The following is a 23,106-nucleotide window of genomic DNA, read 5'->3' on the forward strand; positions in this document are numbered from 1 at the left end:
ATCCGGCGGGCAACGTCAGCCGCCTGGGCCCGGCATCTCCTTATCTATTCGATACTACTCCATGGTCGGCATGGCGAACTGGGCGCCTTCCTTTGCGCCGGAGGGCCAGCGGGAGGTTACGGTTTTGGTCCGGGTCCAGAACTTGATCGAGTCGGTGCCGTGCTGGTTGAGATCGCCGAAGGCCGATGCCTTCCAGCCGCCGAAGGAGTGGTAGGCCATCGGCGTGGGGATGGGCACGTTGATGCCCACCATGCCAATATTGACGCGCGTGGCAAAATCGCGCGCGGTGTCGCCGTCACGGGTGAAGATGGCGACCCCGTTGCCGTATTCGTGCTTCATGGGCAACTCGAGCGCCTCGTCATAGGATTTGGCGCGCACGACGGAGAGCACCGGGCCGAAGATTTCTTCGCGGTAGATGTCCATGTCCGGTGTGACGTGGTCGAATAGCGTGCCGCCGATGAAATGCCCGTTCTCATAGCCCTGAAGTTTGAAGCCGCGACCGTCGACGACGAGCCTGGCCCCTTCCTGGACGCCCCTGTCGATCAGCGAGAGCACCCGCTCCTGGGCCGCCTTGGTGATCAGCGGTCCCATTTCGCTCTGGGCGTCGGAGTAGGGGCCGATCTTCAGGGCCTCGATCTTTGGAGCCAGCGCGGCGACCAGCCGGTCCGCCGTTTCCTCGCCCACCGGCACGGCCACCGAAATCGCCATGCAGCGCTCTCCGGCCGAGCCATAGCCCGCACCCATCAGGGCATCGACGGTCTTGTCCATGTCGGCGTCGGGCATGACGATCATGTGGTTCTTGGCGCCGCCAAAAGCCTGCACGCGCTTGCCGTTCTGCGCGGCCGTCGCATAGACGTAGCGGGCGATGGGGGTGGAGCCGACAAAGGACACGGCGCCGATCTCGTCATGCCCGAGGATACCATCCACGGTTTCCTTGTCGCCGTTGACGACGTTGAGAATGCCCTGGGGCAGTCCCGCCTCCGTCATCAACTCAGCCAGCCGCATGGGGACGGAAGGGTCGCGTTCGGAAGGCTTGAGGATAAAGGCGTTTCCGGCTGCGATGGCCGGTGCGAACATCCATAGCGGGATCATGGCCGGAAAGTTGAAGGGGGTGATGCCGGCGCCGATCCCAACGGGCTGGCGCAGGGAATACATGTCGATACCCGGCCCGGCGCCTTCGGTGAACTCGCCCTTTTGGAGATGCGGAATGCCGCAGACGAACTCGGCCACCTCCAAGCCGCGCAGGATGTCCCCTCTGGAATCCTCGACCGTCTTGCCATGCTCGGAGGAGAGAAGTGCCGCCAACTCGTCCATGTGGCGATTGATGAGATCGACGAAGCGGAAAAAGACACGGGCGCGGCGCTGGGGGTTGGTGGCGGCCCATTGCGGCTGGGCCGCGCGTGCGGCGGCAATGGCCGCATCGAGGTTATCCGCCGAGGCGAGCGCGACCTTGGCGGATATTTCGCCCGTCGCGGGATTGAAGACATCGGCGTGGCGTCCGGATGTGCCCGCCACCTGCTTGCCGTCGATGAAATGTCCGATCATACGCATGCTGAAGTCTCCCAAAATTCTCTGACCCTAGCATGAGCTTTGCTTTTCGCTGCGACAATGCCAATATTTCCGCATCCAATATGCGAAAAGTAGAGCCATGCAGAACTGGGACGACGTACGCATATTCCTCGCTATCGCCCGGAGCGGTCAGATTCTTGGCGCCGCCCGCGCTTTGGGGCTTAATCATGCGACCGTGGCGCGCCGGCTGAACGCGCTCGAAGAGACGTTTGGCGTGCGGCTCTTCACACGCCGGACCAGGGGCTGTGACCTGACCGCCGAGGGCGAAGCTCTGTTGGACCGGGCCGAGATCATGGAGAGCGCCATGCTCGAGGCGCAGGGGGAAGTCGGTCAGTCGGGCGGAGCGGTTGCCGGTAGCGTGCGGATCGGTGCGCCCGACGGATTCGGGGTGGCGTTTCTTGCCAGACGGCTCGGCAAACTGATGGACAGGCATCCCGGGCTCACCGTCCAGCTCGTGCCGGTGCCGCGCAGTTTCTCGCTGTCGCGCCGCGAGGCCGATATCGCGATCACCGTCGAGCGGCCCACCGAAGGGCGGCTGGTGGCGCGCAAGCTGGTCGACTACAGCCTCGGGCTTTACGCCTCGCGCGATTATCTCGACCGGTACGGGGCACCGCAACGGGTGGAGGATCTCGGCGGGCATCGGCTGGTGGGTTATGTCGAGGACCTGATCTTTACCCCCTCGCTGAATTTTTCGCGCGAACTCTGGAAGGATTGGCGCTCCGATATCGAGGTGTCGAGTGCGACCGGACAGACCGAAGCGGTGCGGGCAGGGGCCGGAATCGGCATCCTCCACGGCTATATCGCCCGATCCTGTGCCGACCTCTTGCCGGTGCTTCCCGCTCTCACCTTCGAGCGCAGCTACTGGCTCGTCATGCACGAGGATCTGCGCGCCATATCCCGCGTCGCTCTGGTGGCCGATTTTATCGTCGGGGAGGTGATGGCGGCCAAAGACGATTTCCGCTGAAAAATCACGGCAGACAGGCACGGCTCATGGCCGTGGATAGCATGTTTCCGGGATGCGGCTGATGGGTGTGCCCATGCACTCTGGCGCCGCAGCAACCTGGGTTCGCTGCGCGTCTCTTTTCGCGTTCCCAGAATCGCTCAGTTTTTGAGGAGGGTAAAGCCGTCGGGGGGGACGGTGATGCCCACTTCGGTCCCGGGAGACAGCGGTGTTGACACGATGGGTGCGGAGGCCAGAAGGCTCCCGAAGCTGGTTTCTAGCGAATATTCGTAACGTGAGCCCAGATAGGTTGCGTCGCGCACCTTCGCCCGGACCGCGCCGCCGTCAAAAACGATACGCTCGGGGCGGACCGATACGGTCGCTTTCGGCCTGTCTGGCGAGCCGTCGACGGCAAGCGTGAGGTCGCCCGCCTTGAACCTGCCCCCTTCCACGTGGCCCTCGATAAGGTTGGCGTCGCCGATGAAGTCGGCGACGAACCTCGAATTGGGCTGGTTATAGAGTTCGGCCGGCGTGCCGATCTGCGCGATCCTGCCCTGGTTCATGACGACGATGCGGTCGGAGACCGCCAGCGCCTCCTCCTGGTCGTGGGTGACATAAACGGCGGTGAGATTGAACCTTCGCTGGAGGTCGCGGATCTCCTGCCGGACCCTTCGGCGCAGCTTGGCATCCACGTTCGATAGCGGTTCGTCGAACAGCAGCACGTCAGGCTGCTGCACGATGGCGCGCGCGACCGCGACCCGCTGCTGCTGGCCGCCTGAAAGCTCGGACGGCAGCCTTTTCCCAAGACCTTCGAGACCGAGCATTGCGAGAATTTCGTAACCGCGATCGGCCGCCGCCTTCTTGTCGCCGCCGCGAATGGTCGGGCCATAGGCGACGTTCTCGATGACGCTCATATGGGGGAAAAGGGCGTAGGACTGAAAGACCATGCCGACATTGCGTTCGGAGGCGGCGCGGGTCGATACGTCCTCGCCTGCAATGCGCACCACGCCCTCACTGGGCAGCTCAAGGCCCGCGATCAACCGAAGCGAGGTCGTCTTGCCGCAACCGGACGGGCCAAGGAAGGTGACCAGCTCACCGCGTTCGATCGAAAAACTGATACGGTCAACTGCCGTGACCGTCCCATAGCGCTTGACGACGTCGGCAAACTCGATGGCTTTTTCAGTCATGGTTATGCGGAATCCTATTCTGCCGGAATGGCGGGAGGCGTATTCTGAAGTTCACTGCGTCGCCCGAGTTGGCGTCGGCCGATGAGAAGCTGGATGATGACGATCGAGACGATCATGATGATCATCAGGACCGCCGAATAGGCGATGGCAAGGGGATACTCGCCGTTCTCGACCCGTCCCATGATATAGGCCGTCGCCATGTTATGGCGCGCGCTGACGAGGAAAATAACCGCCGATACCGCAGTCATGGCCGTAACGAAGGCATAGACCATGGAGGTAAAAATGGCGGGACGTATGAGGGGCAGCACGACGGTGCGCAACGTCGAAAGCCCGCTCGCGCCCATGGTCTGGCTGGCCTCCTCCATTGATCTGTCGATCTGGGAAAGGGCTGCGATGCCGGCGCGCATTCCGACCGGCATGTTGCGGAACATGAAGCAGATGACGAGGATCGCCATCGTGCCCGTGATGTCGACGGGCGGCACATTGAACGCCGCGACATAGGATACGCCGACCACAGTGCCCGGAATGGCGAAGCTGAGCATGGTCCCGAACTCGAAGGCGCCCTTGCCGGCAAAATCCTGGCGCGAGATCAGGTAAGCGGTCAGGATGCCAACCGCGGTGGTCAGCGGCGCGGCGATGGCCGATACCAGTAGCGTTGTACGCAGCGAATCCCATGCAGAGCCGTAAAGCTCGAGCCCTGTGGCGCCGATCTCGAAGGAGAATGCGGTACTCAGATGACGGAAGGTCGGGACCAGATCGAAACGGGCGATGTCGCTGACAAATCCGCCGATGACGACGATGGCGTATACGCCGAGTGTAAAAAGCACCCATGGGATCATGGCAAGATAGGCGGCGGTTTTGATTGGACCGGGCAGCGGCGCAAAAAGACCCGCATCGGACTTTCCGGTCACCGTCACATAGGACTTCTTGCCCAGCCAGCGTGTCTGCAGCCAGAAAGCGCTCAGAGTGAGCGTCAGCAATATGATGGCGAGAACCGAAGCGTTGCCCAGATCATATCTGGCGCCTACAACGGCAAAGAAGATGCGGATCGAAAGCACGTCATATCCGCCCCCGAGCACGATCGGATTGCCGAAATCGGCAAGGCTTTCGATAAAGGCGAGAAGGAAAGCGGCGGCGATACCCGGACGCAGCAGCGGCCAGGTGACCGTGCGGAAGGTCGCAAGCGGCTTGCCGCCGAGGGTCTTCGAGGCTTCTTCCAGCGTGGGGTTTATGGCCTCGACCGTGCCGAGCAGGACAAGGAAGGTGATCGGCGCGAAAGCGAGGACCTGCGCCAGAAGGATACCCGGCAGGCCATAGACCCAGCGCGTACGGGGTACATCGAAAAGGAAATCGAGCCAGCCGGTCACGACGCCCGTGCGTCCGAACAAAACGATGATGGCGACACCGACGACGAAGGGTGGCGTGATGATGGGCAAGATCGAGACTGCCCGGAGCGCGCCCTTGAAGCGGAACCCCGTGCGCGCGACGATCAAAGCCAGCGCAAGGCCCAGGGCAGTCGAGAAGATGCCCGAAAGAATGCCCAGCATGAGCGTATTGATCACCACGCCGCATCTGCCGTCACCGATGAGGCAATTGAGCCCCCAGAGGTCGGGAGCCGTCAAACGGGTGATGAAAAGCCCCGGCTGGAAGATGCCGTCGGGAGAAAAAAGGGCGGCCGATCCCAGCCTCAGAATGGGGAAGAAGACAAAGAGGGACAAAAGGACGACGATAAAGACCACGGCATTGGCGGCAAAGCGCTCGCCGCGACAAAAGCCGCGCACGGCGAGCGCCTCGGCGATAATGCCGGTGAGGGCAATGCCGAAGACAAAGCCGCCCGGTCCGAGCCCCGGCTGTCCCGCTTCCGCCATCGGAAAGAGCAGGGAAATGCCGCCGATGGCCGGGCCGCGAAGCCCGATGCCAAACGCTTGAGCGAGGTAAAGGACGGCGGTAATCCCTGCAATCCACGGTACGAGACGGTGTGCCTGCCAGCGCTCGCCGGCCAGGATGCGCACTGCGGCAAACGCAAGCGCAGCGAGTATGGGTGGTAATAACCACCAACGCCCGATCAACGCTTCCGTGAGCGCAGTTCCGAAAAGGGATGGACCTCCGCCCATATCGGGAGGGGGGACTTTATACCACGGCAGAACCAGAACGGCGGCCAGCCCCAGAAGAAGCCATAGACCGCCGATCCGGTTCAGCAGAACCAGCCCGGTTCTCACCGTGAGCCGATCTCCGCATCCCAGCGCGAGAGCAGGCGGTTGCGTTCCTCGGACGAGCCGTAGAGCGCGAAATCATAGTCGATCAGCCGGATGTCCTCTAGATTGGGGGACTGCTCGGGCGTGGCGGCATTGGTGTTTGAGGGAACCTGGAAGGAGTTCGCCTGGGCACCGAGCTCCTGTGCGGCGGGGGTGAGCACCCAGTCATAGAACAGGCGGGCATTTTCCGGGTTCGGGCCACCTTCGATGATGCTCATCGAGCCGACTTCATAGCCGGTTCCCTCGCAGGGAGCGACGGCCTGGATCGGGGAGCCCGCAACCGCCTGCGCGACGGCGTCGTGCATGAAGACGATCCCGATGCTGGTTTCTCCCGTGCCGGCCGCCCGGATCGGAGCCGAGCCGGAGCTCGTATATTGTGCGATATTGTCATCGAGCGCCGTCAGATACTCGAAGGCTTCATCTTCGCCCATCAGCTGAACCAGAGTCGCCAAAAGAGTATAGGCGGTGCCGGACGAATTTGGATTTGCGACCTGGATTTCGTCGCGATAGGTCTCATCGATAAGGTCGGCCCAGCATTTGGGGGCGTTTTCGCTCGCGGGGTCGATCAGATCGGTGTTGTACCCGAAGCCCAGCGCGCCAGCATAGACACCCACTGTGCGGTAATCGGCGGTTTCGGCCTGGCGGACCGCCCAATCCTGAAGTTCTGCCAGCATCGGCGATTCATAGACCGATGTGAGGCCTTCCTGCGCGGCCTGCAAATGCGGATCGCCAGTGCCGCCCCACCACACGTCGCCGCGCGGCTGGCCTTCCTCGGCCTTGATCTGGGCATAGGTCTCGCCCGAGGATTTGCGCGTCATCAGGACGTTGATGCCGGTTTCGCGTTGGAACGTTTCGGTCAGCAGGCGGCAGATGCCCTCGTCGGCGGCGCAGTACAGCACGAGTTCGCCCGACTGCGCATTTGCCACGCCCGCAGCGCCCAATAAAGACGCAGCGGCGAGACCTGAAACGGCTATGGTGCGGATCATGATTTCTCTCTCCCAGTATCGGCCAGTTCATGGTGGCCATTGTTGCTGGCCCCCCTCCCGAGGATTCCAGACAGTTGAGCTTAGCAGCATTGCAATGGTGTGCAATACCATGCGTCCCGGGAATTGACGTGTCGCCCGGATAAAATCAGTCCCAAACCAAGCGATGCTCTTTGTGCAGGAGCAGACCAAGACCGTGTGCACAGGATTGCAATTGCCGAGCGCGAATATCGTGTTCTGAGGTGGGCACCTTTCTAAATCCGCTCAAATGTTCCGAATTATCTATAGTCTTCAATGGATTATTCTGTGGCCTTGTTTTTGCACAGGTGTGCAAAAATTCCTTGACAGACATCCTCGGTATTATACGGTCGCTGTCGGAGGTGGGCCGCTTCGGTGGCCCGAAAACGGCGGTGGGAGGAAGTATGAGGGATCTTTCGGCGTATCTTTGGGCGAGCGTTTGTCATTGCGATGATGCAGTATGGGCAGTCGCCTGATGAGTGTGGTCGGCACTCCCGTTGGCCGTGGGGCGGTGCCGGGTTTTTGGCGGAGACTGCGTTACCGCGCCCGCATTTCGATGCGCGAGCCGACCACGCTGCTCGGTATTCTGGTCGCGCTGCTGTTTGCCTATCTGATCATCGTTCCGATCGCTTCGCTTCTGGTCGATGCAGGGAGAGTGCAGTTCGGTGACGAGCGGCGCATCGGGGCCGCTCCTGGCGAATGGACCCTCTACTATATCAGTCGCGCGCTTTTTTCGCCCGTCGCGGGCAATCTGTTCTGGGCCCCGCTTTTCAACACGCTGTCGGTGGCCATTGGCGCCATTACGATTTCGCTGGCGATCGGCGGGCCGCTGGCCTGGCTTGTGAGCCGGACCGATATGTTCGCGCGCCGCTGGTTCGCGACCGCCCTCATCGTTCCCTTCATGCTGCCCGCCTGGACGTTCGCGCTGGCCTGGACGACGCTCTTCAAGAACCGTTCGGTGGGCGGCCAGCTTGGATGGTTCGAGGCGATGGGCTTTGCTCCCCCCGACTGGCTTGCCTATGGCCAGGTGCCGATCACCATCATCCTCGCTCTCAATTATATTCCGTTCTTCATCCTGCTGTTCGGAAATGCCCTGCGGCGTTTCGATAGCCAGCTTGAGGACTCGGCGCGGATGCTTGGTGCGCGGTCCTCGACCGTCGCCTTCAGGATTATCGGGCCGATGATGCTGCCGGCCTTGATGAGCGCGATCATCCTTGCGTTCGCCAAATGTATCGGGGAGTTCGGTGTCCCCTATGTGCTCGGCCTGCCGGTCAATTACGATCTGCTGGCAACGGGGCTTTACCGCTCGATTTCCTCGCGCCAGACCGGAGTGGCGGCGGTTCTGGCTGCGGCCATCATGCTGATCGGCGTCATATCGCTGCTCATCGATGCGCGGCTCGTACGCGAGGCCCGTAAATTCGTGACCGTGGGCGCCAAGGGTGCCATGAGCCGCAAGAGCGCGCTGGGTCCGCTACGGGTCCCCGCAACGGCATTTGCCGCGCTGATCTTTCTGGTCTCGGTCGGGCTCCCGCTGCTGACCCTTTCGCTGTCCACCATCATGCGCGTTCCGGCGAATTTTGCCTGGTCCAATTTCACGCTCGATTACTGGATCGGGACCGATCTTGAAACAGTCGCGCTTCGCACCGGCATTCTGCTTTCGCCTTCGCTCTGGAGCGCTGCCTGGAATACGCTCACGATCGTGGGTACGGCCTCGATCTGTTCGGGTCTGCTGGGACTTCTGGTCGGCTATGTGGTCGTGCGCACGCCGGTGCGGCCCCTGGCCGGATTTTTGCGGCAAGTGACGTTCCTGCCCTATCTCGTTCCCGGTATTGCGTTCGCGGCCGCCTACCTTTCGCTCTTTGCCGTACAGCGCGGTCCCATACCCGCCCTTTACGGCACGGCGGCAATCTTGCTGCTGGCACTTGTCGCCGACCAGATGCCCTATGCCTCGCGCGCTGGTATCTCCGCCATGATGCAACTGGGCAAGGACCCCGAAGAAGCCGCCCAGATCTCGGGAGCCGGCTGGTTGCGGCGGATGGCCTGGATCGTCGTGCCGGTCCAGAAGGGCGCGCTGGTCACGGGAATTCTTCTGCCCTTCATTTCGGGGATCAAGGGGTTGAGCCTTTTCGTCATCCTCGCCGTGCCGGCCACCGATGTTCTCACCACCTATTCCCTGCGGCTGGTCGATTATAATTACACGCAGGCCGCCAATGCTGTGGTGCTGATCATCGCCGCGATCGCCTATTTCGGGACGCTTCTGGCCCAGAAACTCACCAAAACCAATCTTGCCGATGGACTGGGGACCTGACCGCCATGCCAGCAATCACTCTCTATGGAGCCGAGAAGAATTATGGCGGCAATGCTGCCAACGCGGTTTCCAACCTCGATCTCGAAATCGATGACGGCGAGTTCATGTGCCTGCTCGGGCCTTCGGGTTGCGGCAAGACCACGACGCTGCGCATGATCGCCGGGCTCGAGCATCTTTCGGACGGCAGGATCGCGGTGGGCGAAAGGGTTGTCGACTGCGTCAGCAGTGGCACGTTCGTTTCGCCCGAAAAGCGCGGCATGGGCCTGGTTTTCCAGAGTTATGCGCTGTGGCCGCATATGACGGTGGAACGCAATACCGATTTCGGCCTTCGGTTGCGCAAGGTTCCCAGGGCCGAACGCGAGGCCCGCGTTGCCCGGGTCATGGAAACCCTTGGCATCGAAAAATACCGCGACCGCTACCCCTCGCAATTGTCGGGTGGGCAGCAGCAGCGCGTGGCGCTGGCGCGGATGCTGGCCGTCAATCCGGACGTGCTGCTGCTCGATGAGCCGTTGTCCAATCTCGACGCACGGCTGCGTCTGGAGATGCGCGCAGAACTCAAGCGCCTCCACGAAGAGTTCAGGACCACCATCGTCTTCGTGACCCACGACCAGTGGGAGGCCATGACCCTCGCGACATCGATTGCCGTGATGAACGAAGGCACGCTGCAGCAACGCGGCACCCCCAACGACATCTATGACCGGCCGGCCAACCGCTTCGTCGCCGAATTTGTCGGCAGCCCGCCGATCAATATTATCGAAATGGCGGCCGGGAGCCCGCTCGCGGCCTCCGCGCGTACCTATTTCACGAGGCATTTCCCCGCGCTCGATGGCATCGGTTCTGTCGGAATGAGGCCCGAGGCCCTGGCGATCGCCGCGACGGCGGAAGACGTCCCCTCTGGGGCTTTTGGAGAAGAGGCGACGGTGTCGGGCGTTCTGCCGACCGGTGGGTCCTGGATCATAGAATTGCAGTGCAAGGGAGCAAAGCTGTTCCTCACCACTCATCTTGCGCCTCATGTGGAGGATGGCGACGGCGTTCAAGTCTACATCCGCCCCGAGGCCTTGCACGTCTTTGACGATCAGGGGAACCGTCACGGGAAAGCCGACGATATGCTCGGAACCGGAGCGGGCGCAAAGGCGCGCAAGACAGTTCAACCAATGCACGCTTGAGGAGGTGGTGCTGAAATGAGGAGATACGGAATGAAAATAACTTCTGGATCGGGCAGGCTGTCTGCGGGGGTCGGTGCAATGGCGCTGGCGACCGCGCTGTCCTTGTCGCCTGCGGTGGCGCAAAATGCGTGGGATGCCGAGAATTTCGACCTCGATGCACTGATCGAAGCCGCCCGCGCAGAACCGCCGATCACGGTTTACGACAGCACCGGAAAGATCGTGGAAATCGCCGAGGCGTTTGCCGCAAAATATGGCGTGGGCGCTACAGGGGTGAAGGTTTCCACCGGCGCACAGATCGATCAGGTCATGCGGGAAGGGCAGGCGGGCAACGTCGTTGGCGATGTCATCGTGGTCCAGGATGTGCCGCCGGGAATGGCTCAACTGGTCCCCATGGGGCTGCTCGAAAGCTGGACGCCCCCCGATCTTGTGGACCTCATTCCCGAGACGATGCAGGATCCGGTCATCATCGTTTCGAGCCCCAACGTATGGACGTACAACACGGAGGTTTACGAGACCTGCCCGGTTAGCAACATCTGGCAACTCACCGAACCCGAATGGAACCGCAAGGTTGCCATGCAGGACCCGCTGGGCAAGCCGACCTATACGGACTGGTTCAACCAGATGGAGACGCATTTCGACGGCGAAATTGCCCAGGCCTACGAAGCTTATTACGGCAAGCCGCTCGAGACCGACGAAGATTCCGCCACCAAGGCCTGGGTCAAGGCGCTGGCGGCAAACTCGCCGCTTCTTACCGATTCGGATTCGGCGGCCGGCGATGCCGTAGGCGCTCGCGGACAGGCCGATCCTTTCATGGGCATGATGGCGACCGCCAAATTCCGTGACAATGCGCCCGATGGTCTGGCGCTCGGACTTTGTACCGGGCTCGAGCCGTTCTCGGGCTGGATGTATCCGGGGATCGGCATGATTTCGACCCTGACGGACAGCCCCAACGCGGCGCGTCTGTTCATCCGCTATCTGCTGACTGAGGAAGGCATCGCTCCGCAAAGCGCCGACGGCAAACTCTCGTCCAACCCCGAGGTGCCCGCCCACTCCAAAGACCAATCGGGCGTCAGCGAATATCTCGATGAAATGATGCCCTACAGCACCCTCACCGCGATCGAAGACTTTGATACGCGTCAGGATTGGCAAGACTTCTGGCGGATCAACTACACCCGCTAAGACCCGGATGGCTGGTGCCACGGCGCCAGCCATCAATTCCAATGAATGAAGCAGTTCGTGCGGAACCAAAGCCGGCACGACAAGGAGGAGTTATGTCTGATTTCAGAAGAGCGCTGTTCGGGTCCATCGCCGCAGGGTTCGCACTTTCCGCCTCGACCGTTGCGGCACAGGATGGATTCGATCTCGACGCAATCATAGAAGCTGCGCGTACCGAGCCCGCGATAACGGTCTATGCTGTCACTGGAAAAATCGTGGAGACAGCCGCGGCCTTTACGGAAAAATATGGCGTCGCAGCCGAAGGCCGTAAGGTCAACGAAGCCGATCAGATCGAGCTTTTGATCCGCGAAAGCCAGTCGGGCAACGTCGTTGGGGATGTCTCCGTTGCCGCGGACGTTGCAGCCATTGCCGCCCAACTCACGCCCACTCGCATCGTCGAGAGTTGGGTGCCGGGCGATATTGAGGCGAAAATCGCTCCCGAATGGCGTGATCCGCTGGTGCTGGTCAACGACCCCCACGTCTTTACGTATAACACCGAAATCAATCAGACCTGCCCCGTCACCAATATCTGGCAGTTGACCGAGCCGGAATATGCCCGGAAGGTCGCCATGCTCGATCCGCTGGTCAAGCCCAATTATGCCGATTGGTTCAACCAGATGGAAATGCATTACGACGGGGCCATGGCCGCCGCATACGAGGCGCACTACGGAGCGCCCCTCGAGACCTCCGAGAAAAGCGCCACTGCTGCTTGGGTGCGGGCTTATGCGGAAAACCAGCCGCTTCTGGGGGATTCTTCATCGGTCGCCGAGGCGATCGGCGCCCCCGGCCAGGACGATCCCTTTTTCGGCATTACCTCGGTCGCCAAATATCGCGATAACGCGGCCAGCGATTTCAAGCTGGGTCTGTGCGTTGGCATGGAGCCTTTCATCGGCTGGCTCTATCCCGGACCTGGTGTCATCGCGGCCGGAACGGACAGCCCCAATGCAGCCCGCCTGTTCATCCATTATCTGCTGACCGAGGAAGGGATCGCGCCGCAGGCCGTGGATGGCAAGATGTCCACCAATTCGGACATAAGCCTCCCGGCCGACGAGCCCTCGGGCATCTCTGATCATATGGACCGGTTGATGACGTTCTCGATGGAAACGGCCGAAGCTGATTTCGATGCGCGGCAGGATTGGCAAGATTTCTGGCGCCTGCACTACTCGCGCTGACAGGGCATTGGGACGCCGCTCCTGCCATCGGCCTCGAAGCGGGCGGCGTCCCTACCCAAAACCGCACCCGGCGGCTTCGCTGCCGGATGCCAATACGAAGCCCGAAAAAAGGAGCCTTAGACCATGTCAGCAATAGTGCAGCCCGCGACCAGAACTCCGGCCCTGAGCGATGCGGCGCTCGACAGCCGCCATCGTGCGCTCAAGGATCTTGTCCGTGAAGCCGGAGGTATCGCACAGCAGGCATTTGAGGCCAGCTCGGGCGGCTATGAGATGAAGGGACCCCAGGATTTCCTGACCGAGACCGATGCCGCGGTGGAAAAATTCATCCGCGACCGGCTCGCAACGCTATTCCCCGAAGACGGTTTTGTGGGAGAAGAATCCGGTTCTGCTCCGGGTGATATCGTCTGGGTGGTCGATCCGATCGATGGGACCGCCAATTTTGCGCGCCGCATTCCCCATTATTGCATTTCCATCGCACTCGCGGCGCACGATGAGGTTCTACTCGGGGCGATTTATGACCCTGTCCATGATGAGCTCTATTTCGCGCGAAAGGGCAGGGGGGCAACGCGCAACGGATCGCCGATTTCGGTCTCGGGAGTCACCGATCCACAGATGGCCTGCGTCGAGATGGGATGGTCGGTGCGCATTTCTAACGCGACCTATCTGGACGTTTTCAGCAAGATACTTGCTGCCGGTGTCAATATCCGTCGGGCAGCGACCGGCGCGCTCGGACTTGCCTATGTCGCGGATGGGCGCTCGGACGCTTATGCCGAATTGCACATGCATCCCTGGGATTGCCTCGCCGGACTTCTTCTGGTGCGTGAGGCTGGAGGCAAGGTCTGCGACTACCTGGGCGTGGACTGGCGGGAAGAGGGAGGCGGGGTGCTGGCTGCCGCGCCGGGATTGGCCGGCCTCATGAGCGAAGCGACGGGGATCGTCTGCCGATAAGGGGATGTCAGCGCGGTCTTACCGTCTTGCGCCAGACCGGTTTCACCTGGAACCGGACGGGCTCCTGTACGGCGTGGACCGGGCTGTGGTTTCCGATGAGGTTGACGATGTGGTCGGCGATCTGGTCGATCGGCTGGCGGAAGGTGGTCAATTCGTAGGACGACCATCCGGCCTGTTCGATATCGTCGAAACCCACGACGCAAAGTTCCTCGGGCACCGCAAGGCCGAACTCGTTCCGCGCCGCGTCGAGAAATCCGCACGCCAAAAGGTCCGTTACGCAGAAAATGCCGTCGGGCCGGTCGCCTCTGCTCAGGACCTGCCGCGCGGCCTCGACCCCCGAAGCATAAGCGGTCGGCCCCCAGCGGATGACGCTGGCATCGATGCCAGATTCCTGCGCCGCTGCAACGAACGCTTTTTCGCGCGCGGAAAGCGATGCCGATCCAACGGCCGAAGCGATGACTGCCAGCTTCCGGCACCCGGCCCGCATGAGCATGTCGAAAGCCTGGCGGGCCGCTGTGCGGTTGTTGACGACGATGGTTTCCGGTCCGGGAACCGGATCGTCACGGTTGACAAGAATGACGTGCTGGCCGTTGTTGATACAGGTCTCGATCAGCGAAGCTGCGGGCTGTCCAGAAAGTACGATCGTTGCGTCGGCGCGGTAGTGAAGCGTCTGGCGCAAGGCGGATTCGACGCTGGCATTCTCGCCCGAGGAGTTGATGACCATGGCGACCTTGTTGGCCGCCTGCAGGCGCCGGGTCAGCGCCTCGATCATCGCGGACTGATAGGGCGTATTCAGGTCGGTCACGATCAGCGAGATGATGTTGCTGTTGTCCCGGATCAGCCCACGCGCCAGATGATTGACGTGATACCCCAGTTCCTCGGCCGCTTCGAGGACGCGCTTGCGGGTGGCAGGCGAAACGCTCGCTCCTGTGGTAAAAGTCCGGGAGACGGCGGAGCGCGATACGCCGGCGCGCTGGGCGACATGCTGGGCGCTGACGAAAGATTTCCCGTGCGATCTGGGCGGTCTGTCCTGCTTCATCCTGTTCGTCGCCGCGTTCCTGTCTGTGAACGGCACATTGCACAGGTGTGCGGTAACTGCAAGAAGGGAACGCTGCATCACGGCTCTGTTGACCGCTTTGCACAGGTGTGCAACGATTGCTGGAGGCGCTGCATGAGGAGACCGGCATCGCTCCGATGTGCGTCCATCCCGCACGCCCATTTCCATACCCGAGAAGAGACGACTGCATGGCCCAGACTGCCCCCCGTTACGACCGCCCCGATATCAGCCTCATCGCTACCGAAGTGGGAAAGGACAGGATTTCGCTCTTTATCGGGGGGTCGGATGGGGCGCGCGATCTGGATCTGTTGCGTGAAAACGGCATCACCACGGTGATCAACTGCGCGGTCAATCTTGATTTCAACTATGTTCTCGACCCCGTCCTCGATGCGGAGCCCGGCAAGGTGGCGACCGGGCATGGCGCCCTTCGCGCCTACAAGATCGGGCTGATAGACGGCGACGGCAATCCGGGCAGGATGATGCTGGCGGGCTATTACATTCTCGACGGTGCCCTCAACCAGCGCATGCCCGAACGCCCGAGCTACCCTCATCGGGAGCGCGGCAACGTGCTTGTCCATTGCCGAGGCGGCCGCAGCCGCTCCGTTGCCCTTGTCGCGCTCTATCTCGCCAAGAACCAGCCGCATCTGTTTCCCACCTTCGAGGATGCGCTGGCCCATGTGCGCGAGCGGCGCGAACTGCGCCGGGACGAGTGGTTTGAAACCCCCAAGCCGATGCTGATCGACGCCGCCAAACGCGCATCCGAGGCCATAGATCTGCTGGAGGGCCGCTGAAATCGACTCGACGCTGGTTTTGATCGAACTGCTTGGTGCTGGCGCGCTGCTCATATGGGGGTTGCGTCTTATCAAGACGGGCATGCTGCGCGCCTTCGGCGTTTCGCTGCGCTACTGGATCGGCAAAAGCACCAGAAACCGCGTGTGGGCGGTGTTCGTCGGGATGCTGGCGACCCTTGCGGTCCAGTCCAGCACGGCGACTGCGGTCATCACCGCGTCGTTTGCCGCGCGGGATCTCGTCTCCGGCATCATGGCGCAAGCCATCATGCTCGGTGCCAATATCGGCACGAGCCTTGCTGCCGTCATCCTCACGCTCGATCTTCACTGGCTTTCGCCGGTCCTGATCCTTGTCGGCGTAATATCCTTCAATCGCAGCCGTTATGCCATGGGAAAGGGCATTGGCCGGGCCGTGCTGGGCCTCGGGCTGATGCTTCTGGCGCTGTCGCTCATGGGGGATGCGACCGAGCCGGTCAGAACTTCGGAAACGGTCATCTTCATTCTCGCCAGCCTCGGCAATGCACCGGTCTTTGCGTTGCTCTTTGCGGCCGGGCTGGCGTTTGCCGCCACCTCCAGCCTGGCGGTCGTGCTGTTCGTGGTCCTGCTGGGACAAGCCGGGATCATTACGGCTGAGCTGGCGCTGGTGCTGGTGGCCGGCGCCAATCTGGGCGGAGCCCTGCCGCCGTATCTCGCCGTCCTGCGCGAAGGTGTGGGCGCACGGCGCCTGGCGGCTGCCAACCTCTCAATACGCGCGATCGGCGCCATTGTGCTCACCGCTATGGCGGGGATCATCGCGCCATGGATGAGCCGGGTATGGCCCGATACGGGCGACTTGGTACTGGCCGCGCATATCGGATTTTCCGTCGTCCTGCTTGTGGTCTTCCTGCCCGTTCTCGGCCCCGTCGTGGAGCTGTTCAAAAAGCTCTTTCCCGATGCGGTGGAAGCCGGTTCGGCGCCGCATTATCTCGATGAAAGCGTGCTGACTACGCCTGCGCTCGCGCTCTCGGCCGCCGCCCGCGAGACGCTGCGGCTCGGCGATATGGTCAGGGAGATGCTCGAAGCGAGCATGGCAGCGCTCAAATCGTCCGATCCGGGCCTGCGCGATCGCTTGTCGGCGATCGAGAATGACATCGACAGGGTTCACGCGGAGATCAAGATGTATCTTTCGCGCCTCGGACAAGAAGAACTCGACGAAGAGGATTCGCGGCGGGCTACGGAAATCATGGCCTATGCGGTCAATCTCGAGCATATCGGCGATATCATAGATAGCGGCCTTTCCGAGCTTGCGGCAAAGAAAGTGCGACGCAAGCTGGCCTTTTCCGAGGAAGGGTTTGCCGAGATCGTTGCGTTCTACGGCCGCACCTTCGAGATTTTCCAGATCGCCCAGTCGGTGTTCCTGTCGCGTGATCCCGATCTGGCGCGGAAGCTGGCGGGCTGCAAGACCGATGTCAGGCGTCTCGAGGCGGAATCGGCGGAACGGCACCTTGAACGCCTGCGTGCGCAACGGACCGAGACGGTCGAAACATCCGGGCTCCACCTTGACATTCTACGCGATCTCAAGCGTGTCAATGCGCATCTGATTTCGGTCGCCTATCCAATTCTCGACGATATGGGCGCCCTGCGCGAAACGCGCCTGCGGTCGACGCCGGAGGCCTGATGAAGCCACATAAGCTCGCCATTATCGCCGATCCCCACTACCATGAGGTCTTTCCCGGTTACGGCTTTGCCGGGGTAGAGTTTGAGGGCAGGGCGGGGGCGTGCATTCGCACGCGGGACGATAGCGCCCGCTCCACGCGCATCTTCAATGAAAGCTATCTGGCCTTTCCGGCGGCGCTCGATGCCTGTGCCGCTGAGGGTATCCGCACCGTCGTCATTGCAGGCGACCTCACCGATGACGGTCAAATCGCGACGATGGACGCCGCGCTCGGTGTTCTTGCACGATACGAGGCCGAGCACGGCATGAGGTTCTTTCTCACCCCCGGCAATCACGATGTCTATGGCATGAGCGGGCGGCACCACGCCAAGGCGTTCTATGACCGCGATGGCGGCACGACGCTGGTGACGAGCGACCCGGCGCTTGCACAAGGAGAGAAACGGGTGGTGATCGATCCGGCCATGTTCTGCCGCGCCTATGACGATCTGGCTCCCCTTTGGGCACCATATGGGGTTCAGCGGCGGCCCTCCGATCTTCATTGGGAGTCGCCCTTTGGAACCGACGATTCCTTTTCCAGCCGCATGTTCGCGATGCGCTCACCCGATGGTTCGGTTACCCATCACCAGCTGGACCTGAGTTATCTCGTTGAGCCCGAGCAAGGACTTTGGCTGGTTTCGATCGACGCCAATGTTTTTGAGCCTCGAAACGGTTGCCCCGACAATGGGCGAGAGGATGCGTTTGCCGATAGCACCGATGCCGGATGGAACGCGCTGGTGCGGCTAAAGCCATTCATCCTCGACTGGCTCACTGACGTCTCCGCGCGGGCCAGATCTCAGGGCAAGGCGCTGGTGTGCTTTTCGCACTATCCGGTGCTCGATACCTATGACGGCACCACCGTGCAGGAGTGCGAACTGTTCGGCACGACGCAGGCCGTTCGCCGGACGCCGCATCCGGAGACGGCCCGCACCGTTGCAGGCACGGGGATCGGGATGCATTTTTCGGGTCATCTCCATATCGCCGACACCAACACCATTGCAGCGTGCGGCCAAAACATCACCAATGTGGCCATTCCATCGCCTGTTGCCTTCCCTCCGGCCTTTGCGGTGGTGGACGCACACGCGAATGGGCTGAGCGTTGACTACAGGCATCTCGATTTCCAGAATTTTGACGCCTTTTTCCCGTTCTATCGCGAGGATGAGCCTGACAGTGGTTGGACGCAGGCAGATTCTTATGGCGCGTTTCTCTACGGCCATGTTCGGGAACTGGTCGCTCATCGCTATCTGCCCAGGGAATGGCCGGTCGAGCTGGCGCGCGCCATCGAGGCGCTTTCTGTACAGGATATGTTCGCGATAGCTGCGCTTGCAATGCCGATCGACCTTGAAGGGGGCCTTCCAGCGGGGCTTACGCATAAGGGGCTTTCGGGCATCGACCTCGTGACCGACTGGTATGCGGCGCGAAAGGCAAGCGCTCTCGTCAGCCGATACGTCCCGCAAGAGCGGATGGCGCTCTACCGGCGGCTCATCGAGGTCTATTCCGCGGGCCACTGGCCCGATCCCTCGTGCCTCCAGTCGCGGCTAAAACTCTTTTTTGAAATGCTGGAGCGGTATATCGGCGCCGAGGATTGCGGGAGCACGGAAGAGGGACCGACGGTCGGGCTGAAGGTACCGGTGAAAGCGTAGCGGTTTGGGGCTATCCGCCGACGCTGACCCAGTTCCCGGTCCGATGGCTTTCGGCCATTGCATGGACGGCGCGCTCGATCTCCAGCCCCTTCTCGAAATCTATGATATGGGCCGGATCGCCAGCGATTTGCCGCATGAATTCGCGGGCCTCGATGATTTTGAGTTCGTTGAAGCCCAGCCCGTGGCCCGGCGCGGGGATGAACTTGTCGTAGGGCGGGTGCACTGGTGCCGCAAGGATGGTGCGAAACCCCTCTTCGCTCCCTTTCCCCAGCCGGGTAAAGAGCTGCAATTCGTTCATGCGTTCCTGATCGTAGGTGATCGTCCCCTCTGACCCGAAAATCTGGAGCACGATACGGCCTTTGCGGCCCCATGCCGCGCGCGAGAGCTGTATCGCGCCCGAAACGCCGCTGGCAAACCGGATGAGGATATTGGCGATGTCCCAGGTTTCCACTTCACGCGGGCCGCCGCCGGCTGTTGGGCGCGTTCTGAAGGGCCGGGCAAGATCGGCCATGACTTCGGCGACCGGGCCGATAAGCATGGTGAGGATCGAGAGCGGATGAACCCCGAAATCGTCGAGCGCGCCATAGCCTGAACTCGCTTCGCTCTTCCAGTAAAAGAGCGCGTCGGGGTCGGCCATGAAATCCTCGTCCATCTCGGCGCGAATGGAGTGCACCATGCCGACGGTGCCCTCGCCGATCAGCTTGCCGATATGGCGGATCAGGGGGTTCTGGATATAATTGTAGCCCAGTATCGCCACCTTCCTGGCGGCGCGGGCCCCAGCCGCCATGCGCATGGCGTCATGAAAATCGGGCGCCATCGGCTTTTCGCACCACACATGCTTGCCTGCTTCCAATGCGGCAATCGCCATTTGCGGATGGAAGGCGTTTGGCGTGGTGATCGAGACGACATCGACCTCCGGATCGGTGATGGCATCGCGCCAGTCTCCGGTCGCGCGTGAAAAGCCCAGAGCCTTGGCCTGATGCGCTGCCAGTTCGGGGCTCACATCGGCCAGATGCACCAGGCGCGGGTGGGCAACGTCACCGAAAACCGGCGCGACGGCGTTCCAGGCAAGCGCGTGGCACTTGCCCATATATCCTGTGCCGATAAGGCCGACACCGAGTCCAGTCATGGCGATGATCCGGGAAAACAAGGGGAATTGAGGAAGAAACGGCGCAGGATGATCTGCGCCGTTTCCGGAGTAGCCTTCGGAGGAAAAGGCTTACTGATATTCCGCCGCGTTGGAGGCATCGACAAGGACGGTGCCGGTGTCGACCCATTCCTCGATCGTCTCGCCATTGGTGAGCGCGATCAGCGACTCGATCCCGAACCGTCCCATATTGTCCGGCGCCTGGGCGATGGATGCCGTCATGTCCCCGGCGACGATCGAGTTCGCCGCGTCGGGATTGGCATCGAAACCGACCACCATGACATCATCGAGCATGGCAGCCTGCTTGAGCGCTTCCACGGCGCCGAGCGCCATGTTGTCATTGGACGCAAAGATGCCCGCGATATTGGGATTGCCGGCGAGAATGGTCTCCGTCACCGAAAGCCCCATTGCGCGGTCCCAGTTGGCAGGCTGCTCGGCGACGATATTGAGCCCGCATTCTCCCAATCCGTCATGAGCGCCCTGCGCGCGCTGCTGGCCCGTGGACTGGCTGATGAGCCCCTGCAGGATCGCGACATCGGCGCCTTCGGGCAGGTTGTCGCACATATACTGGGCAGCGAGCGCGGCGCCGACCTGGTTGTTCGTGCCGATGAACGAGACACCCTCATTGGTGCCTCGCGTATCGACGAATACGACCGGGATGCCCTGGGCAATGGCAGAATCGACGACCGGCGCCAGCGCATTCGGATCGGTGGGGGCCAGCGCGATCCCGTCCACGCCTTGGGCGATGAGGTCCTCGATCTGGTTGATCTGGGCCTGAACGTCCGATTCCTGCGGCGGGGCGACGACGATGACCTCGACGCCATGTTCTTCTCCGGCGGCTTTGGCGCCTGCCTCGACGGCTGCCCAGAACGGATTGCCCGCGCCGGGGCCTTTCATGCCGAGAACAAAGGTCTGGGCATGGGCTCCCATTGTCATGGCACCCAATGCGATGCCGGCCAATAGCACTCTTTTCATTTCATGGTCCTCCCTTTTGACCACTCTCCGGTTGACTTTGCACACCCCGGCTGGAGACATCCGGGGCGGTCGTAACGGCCTTTACCTGCGAACGGCCGCCCGCCGGCGGATCACATCGATCCACACCGCAAAGATGATCACGATCCCGATCAGCACCATCTGCCAGAAAGAGCTGACATTGTTGATGTTGAGGCCATTGCGCAGCAGGCCCATGATGAGCACCCCGGCGAGAACGCCGAGCACCGTGCCGCGCCCGCCGAAAAAGGAGGCGCCGCCGATGATGACTGCGGCAATGGCGTCGAGTTCGAGCATGAGCCCGGCGTTGGGGAAGCCGGAATCCGTTCGGCCGGCGAGCAAGAGCCCGCCGAGACCAGCCATGAATCCTGCAATCACATAGACCAGCACCAGGATGCCATCGACGTTTACGCCGGAAACACGTGCGGCCTGCGGGTTGCCGCCGATAGCGTAGATATGTCTGCCGGTGCTGGTTTTTTCCAGAAAGAACCATAGGCCGATCGCACATACTGCCACCACGATCAGGCTGGCCGGAATGCCGGCGGGCGGTGCGAATATGCCCAGATCGTAGTAGGCTTGGCCCAGATAGCGAACTTCTGGCTGCAGCCCGGAAATCGGCGCGCCGTTCGTGACGAGATAGGCGATCCCTCGCACGGCATTGAGCGTGCCCAGGGTCATGATGAAGGGATGCGGGAGCTTGAGCCAGGTGAGGCCGATCCCGTTCACGAGACCAACAGCTATCCCCACCAGCGGGCCGACCAGAAGCACGACCGGCCACGGCAAGCCCATCCGGCTGGCGAGCGCAAGCGTCACCATGGACAAGGCCATCGTCGAGCCTACCGAAAGGTCGATGCCCGCCGTGACGATGACGACGAACATCCCGAGCGCAACCAGTGCAAGCGTTGCATTCTGCTTGAGAATGTTGGTGAGGTTCTGCGGGGTGAGAAACACCTCGGGCCGCGAAAGCGCGATGACCACCATCATCACGATAACGACGAGAATGATGCCGTAGGATTCGAGGAATTTCGACAGCTTCGGGCTGTAAAGCATGCGATAACCCTTATTGCAGCCGGTCGTGGGCGAGGGATTCCGTGTGCCCCTTGGTGCCCATGATCCAGCCGATCACTTCGTTGCGCGAGGTGTCCGCCAATTGGCTCTCGGCGAAATTGGTGCCTTGATAGAGTGCCATCACCCGGTCGCAGCAGTAAAAAATATCGTCCATGCGGTGGGAAATGACGATCACTGCGACGCCGTGCTCCTTGAGGCGCTTGATGAGATCGAGGACCTTGCCGACTTCCTTGATGGCAAGGGCGGCGGTGGGCTCGTCCATGATGACGAGTTGGGCATGGAACGCCGTGGCGCGGGCGATTGCCACGGCCTGGCGCTGTCCGCCCGAAAGATCCTCGGTGTTCTGATCCACGGACTTGACGTTGATATGGAGGTTGTCGAGATGGCTTCTCGCCATCTCGCGCGCCTTGTGGTGATCGATGATGGTGAGCGGGCCCAGTTTGATTCCCGGCTCCCGGCCCATATAGATGTTCTCGTAAATGGGCATGTTGCCCGCGAGCGCGAAGTCCTGATAGACCATTTCGATGCCGGCCGCGCGCGCATCCTTGGGGCTGTTGAATTTCACGACCTTGCCATCGAGAAGTATTTCACCCTCGGAAGGATGGTAAAGACCCGAGAGGATTTTCATGAGGGTGGACTTGCCGGCGCCGTTGTCGCCGACGACCCCGAGTACCTCTCCGTGCCCAACTTGAAAGTTGACATCGTGCAGTGCGGTGATGGCGCCGAAATATTTGGCGACACCCCGCGCTTCGAGCAGCGGCGTTGCCGATCCAGCCATGCCCTCCCTCCCTTTTCATCTATTCTCGGTAGAATTATTGATGCACAAAGGAAAAAATATGGAATATTCATTCCACTCATGCTCTGATGCGTCAACCCCAAATATGGAATGCGCGGGGCCCGGCATCTGCAACGGGTGTCGCAGCCTCGAGAACGGCCCTGCGGACAGGATGGAACTGGTAAGA

18 protein-coding genes are annotated in these 23,106 nt (G+C 61.6%); 9 read left to right on the forward strand and 9 right to left on the reverse strand.

Annotated features, from left to right (window positions below; genetic code table 11):
* Positions 1-54 precede the first annotated feature (54 nt).
* The gene (locus tag DQG18_RS14930) at positions 55-1,551 is read right to left on the reverse strand and encodes a CoA-acylating methylmalonate-semialdehyde dehydrogenase (RefSeq protein ID WP_116655049.1); all 1,497 of its coding nucleotides are present in this window, start codon (positions 1,549-1,551) and stop codon (positions 55-57) included.
* A gap of 97 nt (positions 1,552-1,648) precedes the next feature.
* On the opposite strand from DQG18_RS14930, the gene DQG18_RS14935 reads away from it, so the two are divergent.
* Complete coding sequence (locus DQG18_RS14935) at positions 1,649-2,533, forward strand: LysR family transcriptional regulator (protein WP_116655050.1); 885 nt, start codon at positions 1,649-1,651, stop codon at positions 2,531-2,533.
* A gap of 137 nt (positions 2,534-2,670) precedes the next feature.
* On the opposite strand, the gene DQG18_RS14940 is transcribed toward DQG18_RS14935, so the two are convergent.
* From DQG18_RS14940 to DQG18_RS14950, 3 genes are read right to left on the reverse strand one after another with little or no spacing between them, the layout of a single operon-like run.
* Positions 2,671-3,696 (reverse strand): ABC transporter ATP-binding protein, encoded by a 1,026-nt coding sequence (locus DQG18_RS14940; RefSeq protein ID WP_116655051.1) that lies wholly within the window; start codon positions 3,694-3,696, stop codon positions 2,671-2,673.
* 14 nt (positions 3,697-3,710) lie between these two features.
* A complete protein-coding gene (locus tag DQG18_RS14945; protein WP_245958491.1) occupies positions 3,711-5,915 on the reverse strand; it encodes an ABC transporter permease in 2,205 nt (734 codons plus the stop codon).
* Positions 5,912-6,937 carry an ABC transporter substrate-binding protein gene (locus tag DQG18_RS14950; RefSeq protein ID WP_116655052.1) on the reverse strand — a complete coding sequence of 342 codons (1,026 nt, stop codon included), beginning with the start codon at positions 6,935-6,937 and terminating at the stop codon, positions 5,912-5,914. The genes DQG18_RS14945 and DQG18_RS14950 overlap by 4 nt, the downstream gene beginning before the upstream one ends.
* Before the next feature lie 571 nt (positions 6,938-7,508).
* Here DQG18_RS14950 and DQG18_RS14955 point away from each other — a divergent pair.
* From DQG18_RS14955 to DQG18_RS14975, 5 genes are all read left to right on the forward strand, one after another.
* A complete protein-coding gene (locus DQG18_RS14955) occupies positions 7,509-9,260 on the forward strand; it encodes an ABC transporter permease (RefSeq protein WP_198669796.1) in 1,752 nt (583 codons plus the stop codon).
* A gap of 5 nt (positions 9,261-9,265) precedes the next feature.
* Complete coding sequence (locus DQG18_RS14960) at positions 9,266-10,426, forward strand: ABC transporter ATP-binding protein (RefSeq protein WP_116655054.1); 1,161 nt, start codon at positions 9,266-9,268, stop codon at positions 10,424-10,426.
* A gap of 30 nt (positions 10,427-10,456) precedes the next feature.
* Entirely contained in the window at positions 10,457-11,605 is a 1,149-nt protein-coding gene (locus DQG18_RS14965) for an ABC transporter substrate-binding protein (RefSeq protein ID WP_425454229.1), read from the forward strand.
* 92 nt (positions 11,606-11,697) lie between these two features.
* On the forward strand, positions 11,698-12,813 hold the full coding sequence (locus tag DQG18_RS14970; protein WP_116655056.1) for an ABC transporter substrate-binding protein: 1,116 nt from the start codon (positions 11,698-11,700) through the stop codon (positions 12,811-12,813).
* A gap of 123 nt (positions 12,814-12,936) precedes the next feature.
* On the forward strand, positions 12,937-13,761 hold the full coding sequence (locus DQG18_RS14975) for an inositol monophosphatase family protein (RefSeq protein WP_116655057.1): 825 nt from the start codon (positions 12,937-12,939) through the stop codon (positions 13,759-13,761).
* A 7-nt stretch (positions 13,762-13,768) separates the two neighbouring features.
* Here DQG18_RS14975 and DQG18_RS14980 read toward each other — a convergent pair whose 3' ends face one another.
* Complete coding sequence (locus DQG18_RS14980) at positions 13,769-14,800, reverse strand: LacI family DNA-binding transcriptional regulator (protein WP_116655058.1); 1,032 nt, start codon at positions 14,798-14,800, stop codon at positions 13,769-13,771.
* A gap of 206 nt (positions 14,801-15,006) precedes the next feature.
* On the opposite strand from DQG18_RS14980, the gene DQG18_RS14985 reads away from it, so the two are divergent.
* From DQG18_RS14985 to DQG18_RS14995, 3 genes are read left to right on the forward strand one after another with little or no spacing between them, the layout of a single operon-like run.
* Entirely contained in the window at positions 15,007-15,609 is a 603-nt protein-coding gene (locus DQG18_RS14985; protein ID WP_116655059.1) for a dual specificity protein phosphatase family protein, read from the forward strand.
* A 19-nt stretch (positions 15,610-15,628) separates the two neighbouring features.
* Positions 15,629-17,263 (forward strand): Na/Pi cotransporter family protein, encoded by a 1,635-nt coding sequence (locus DQG18_RS14990; RefSeq protein WP_245958494.1) that lies wholly within the window; start codon positions 15,629-15,631, stop codon positions 17,261-17,263.
* On the forward strand, positions 17,263-18,939 hold the full coding sequence (locus tag DQG18_RS14995) for a metallophosphoesterase family protein (RefSeq protein ID WP_116655061.1): 1,677 nt from the start codon (positions 17,263-17,265) through the stop codon (positions 18,937-18,939). The genes DQG18_RS14990 and DQG18_RS14995 overlap by 1 nt, the downstream gene beginning before the upstream one ends.
* 10 nt (positions 18,940-18,949) lie before the next feature.
* Here the strand turns inward: DQG18_RS14995 and DQG18_RS15000 are convergent, their stop codons facing one another.
* The 4 genes from DQG18_RS15000 to DQG18_RS15015 all read right to left on the reverse strand — a co-directional run bounded on the left by DQG18_RS15000 (position 18,950) and on the right by DQG18_RS15015 (position 22,922).
* Entirely contained in the window at positions 18,950-20,068 is a 1,119-nt protein-coding gene (locus DQG18_RS15000) for a Gfo/Idh/MocA family protein (protein WP_116655076.1), read from the reverse strand.
* A gap of 90 nt (positions 20,069-20,158) precedes the next feature.
* On the reverse strand, positions 20,159-21,061 hold the full coding sequence (locus DQG18_RS15005) for a sugar ABC transporter substrate-binding protein (RefSeq protein ID WP_116655062.1): 903 nt from the start codon (positions 21,059-21,061) through the stop codon (positions 20,159-20,161).
* Between the two features lie 81 nt (positions 21,062-21,142).
* Positions 21,143-22,126, reverse strand: coding sequence for an ABC transporter permease (locus DQG18_RS15010; RefSeq protein WP_116655063.1), 984 nt, complete (start codon positions 22,124-22,126; stop codon positions 21,143-21,145).
* Positions 22,127-22,136: 10 nt separating this feature from the next.
* The gene (locus tag DQG18_RS15015) at positions 22,137-22,922 is read right to left on the reverse strand and encodes an ATP-binding cassette domain-containing protein (protein WP_116655064.1); all 786 of its coding nucleotides are present in this window, start codon (positions 22,920-22,922) and stop codon (positions 22,137-22,139) included.
* Positions 22,923-23,106 lie beyond the last annotated feature (184 nt).

Source organism: Pelagibacterium sediminicola (assembly GCF_003390885.1).
GTDB classification, from domain to species: Bacteria; Pseudomonadota; Alphaproteobacteria; order Rhizobiales; family Devosiaceae; genus Pelagibacterium; species Pelagibacterium sediminicola.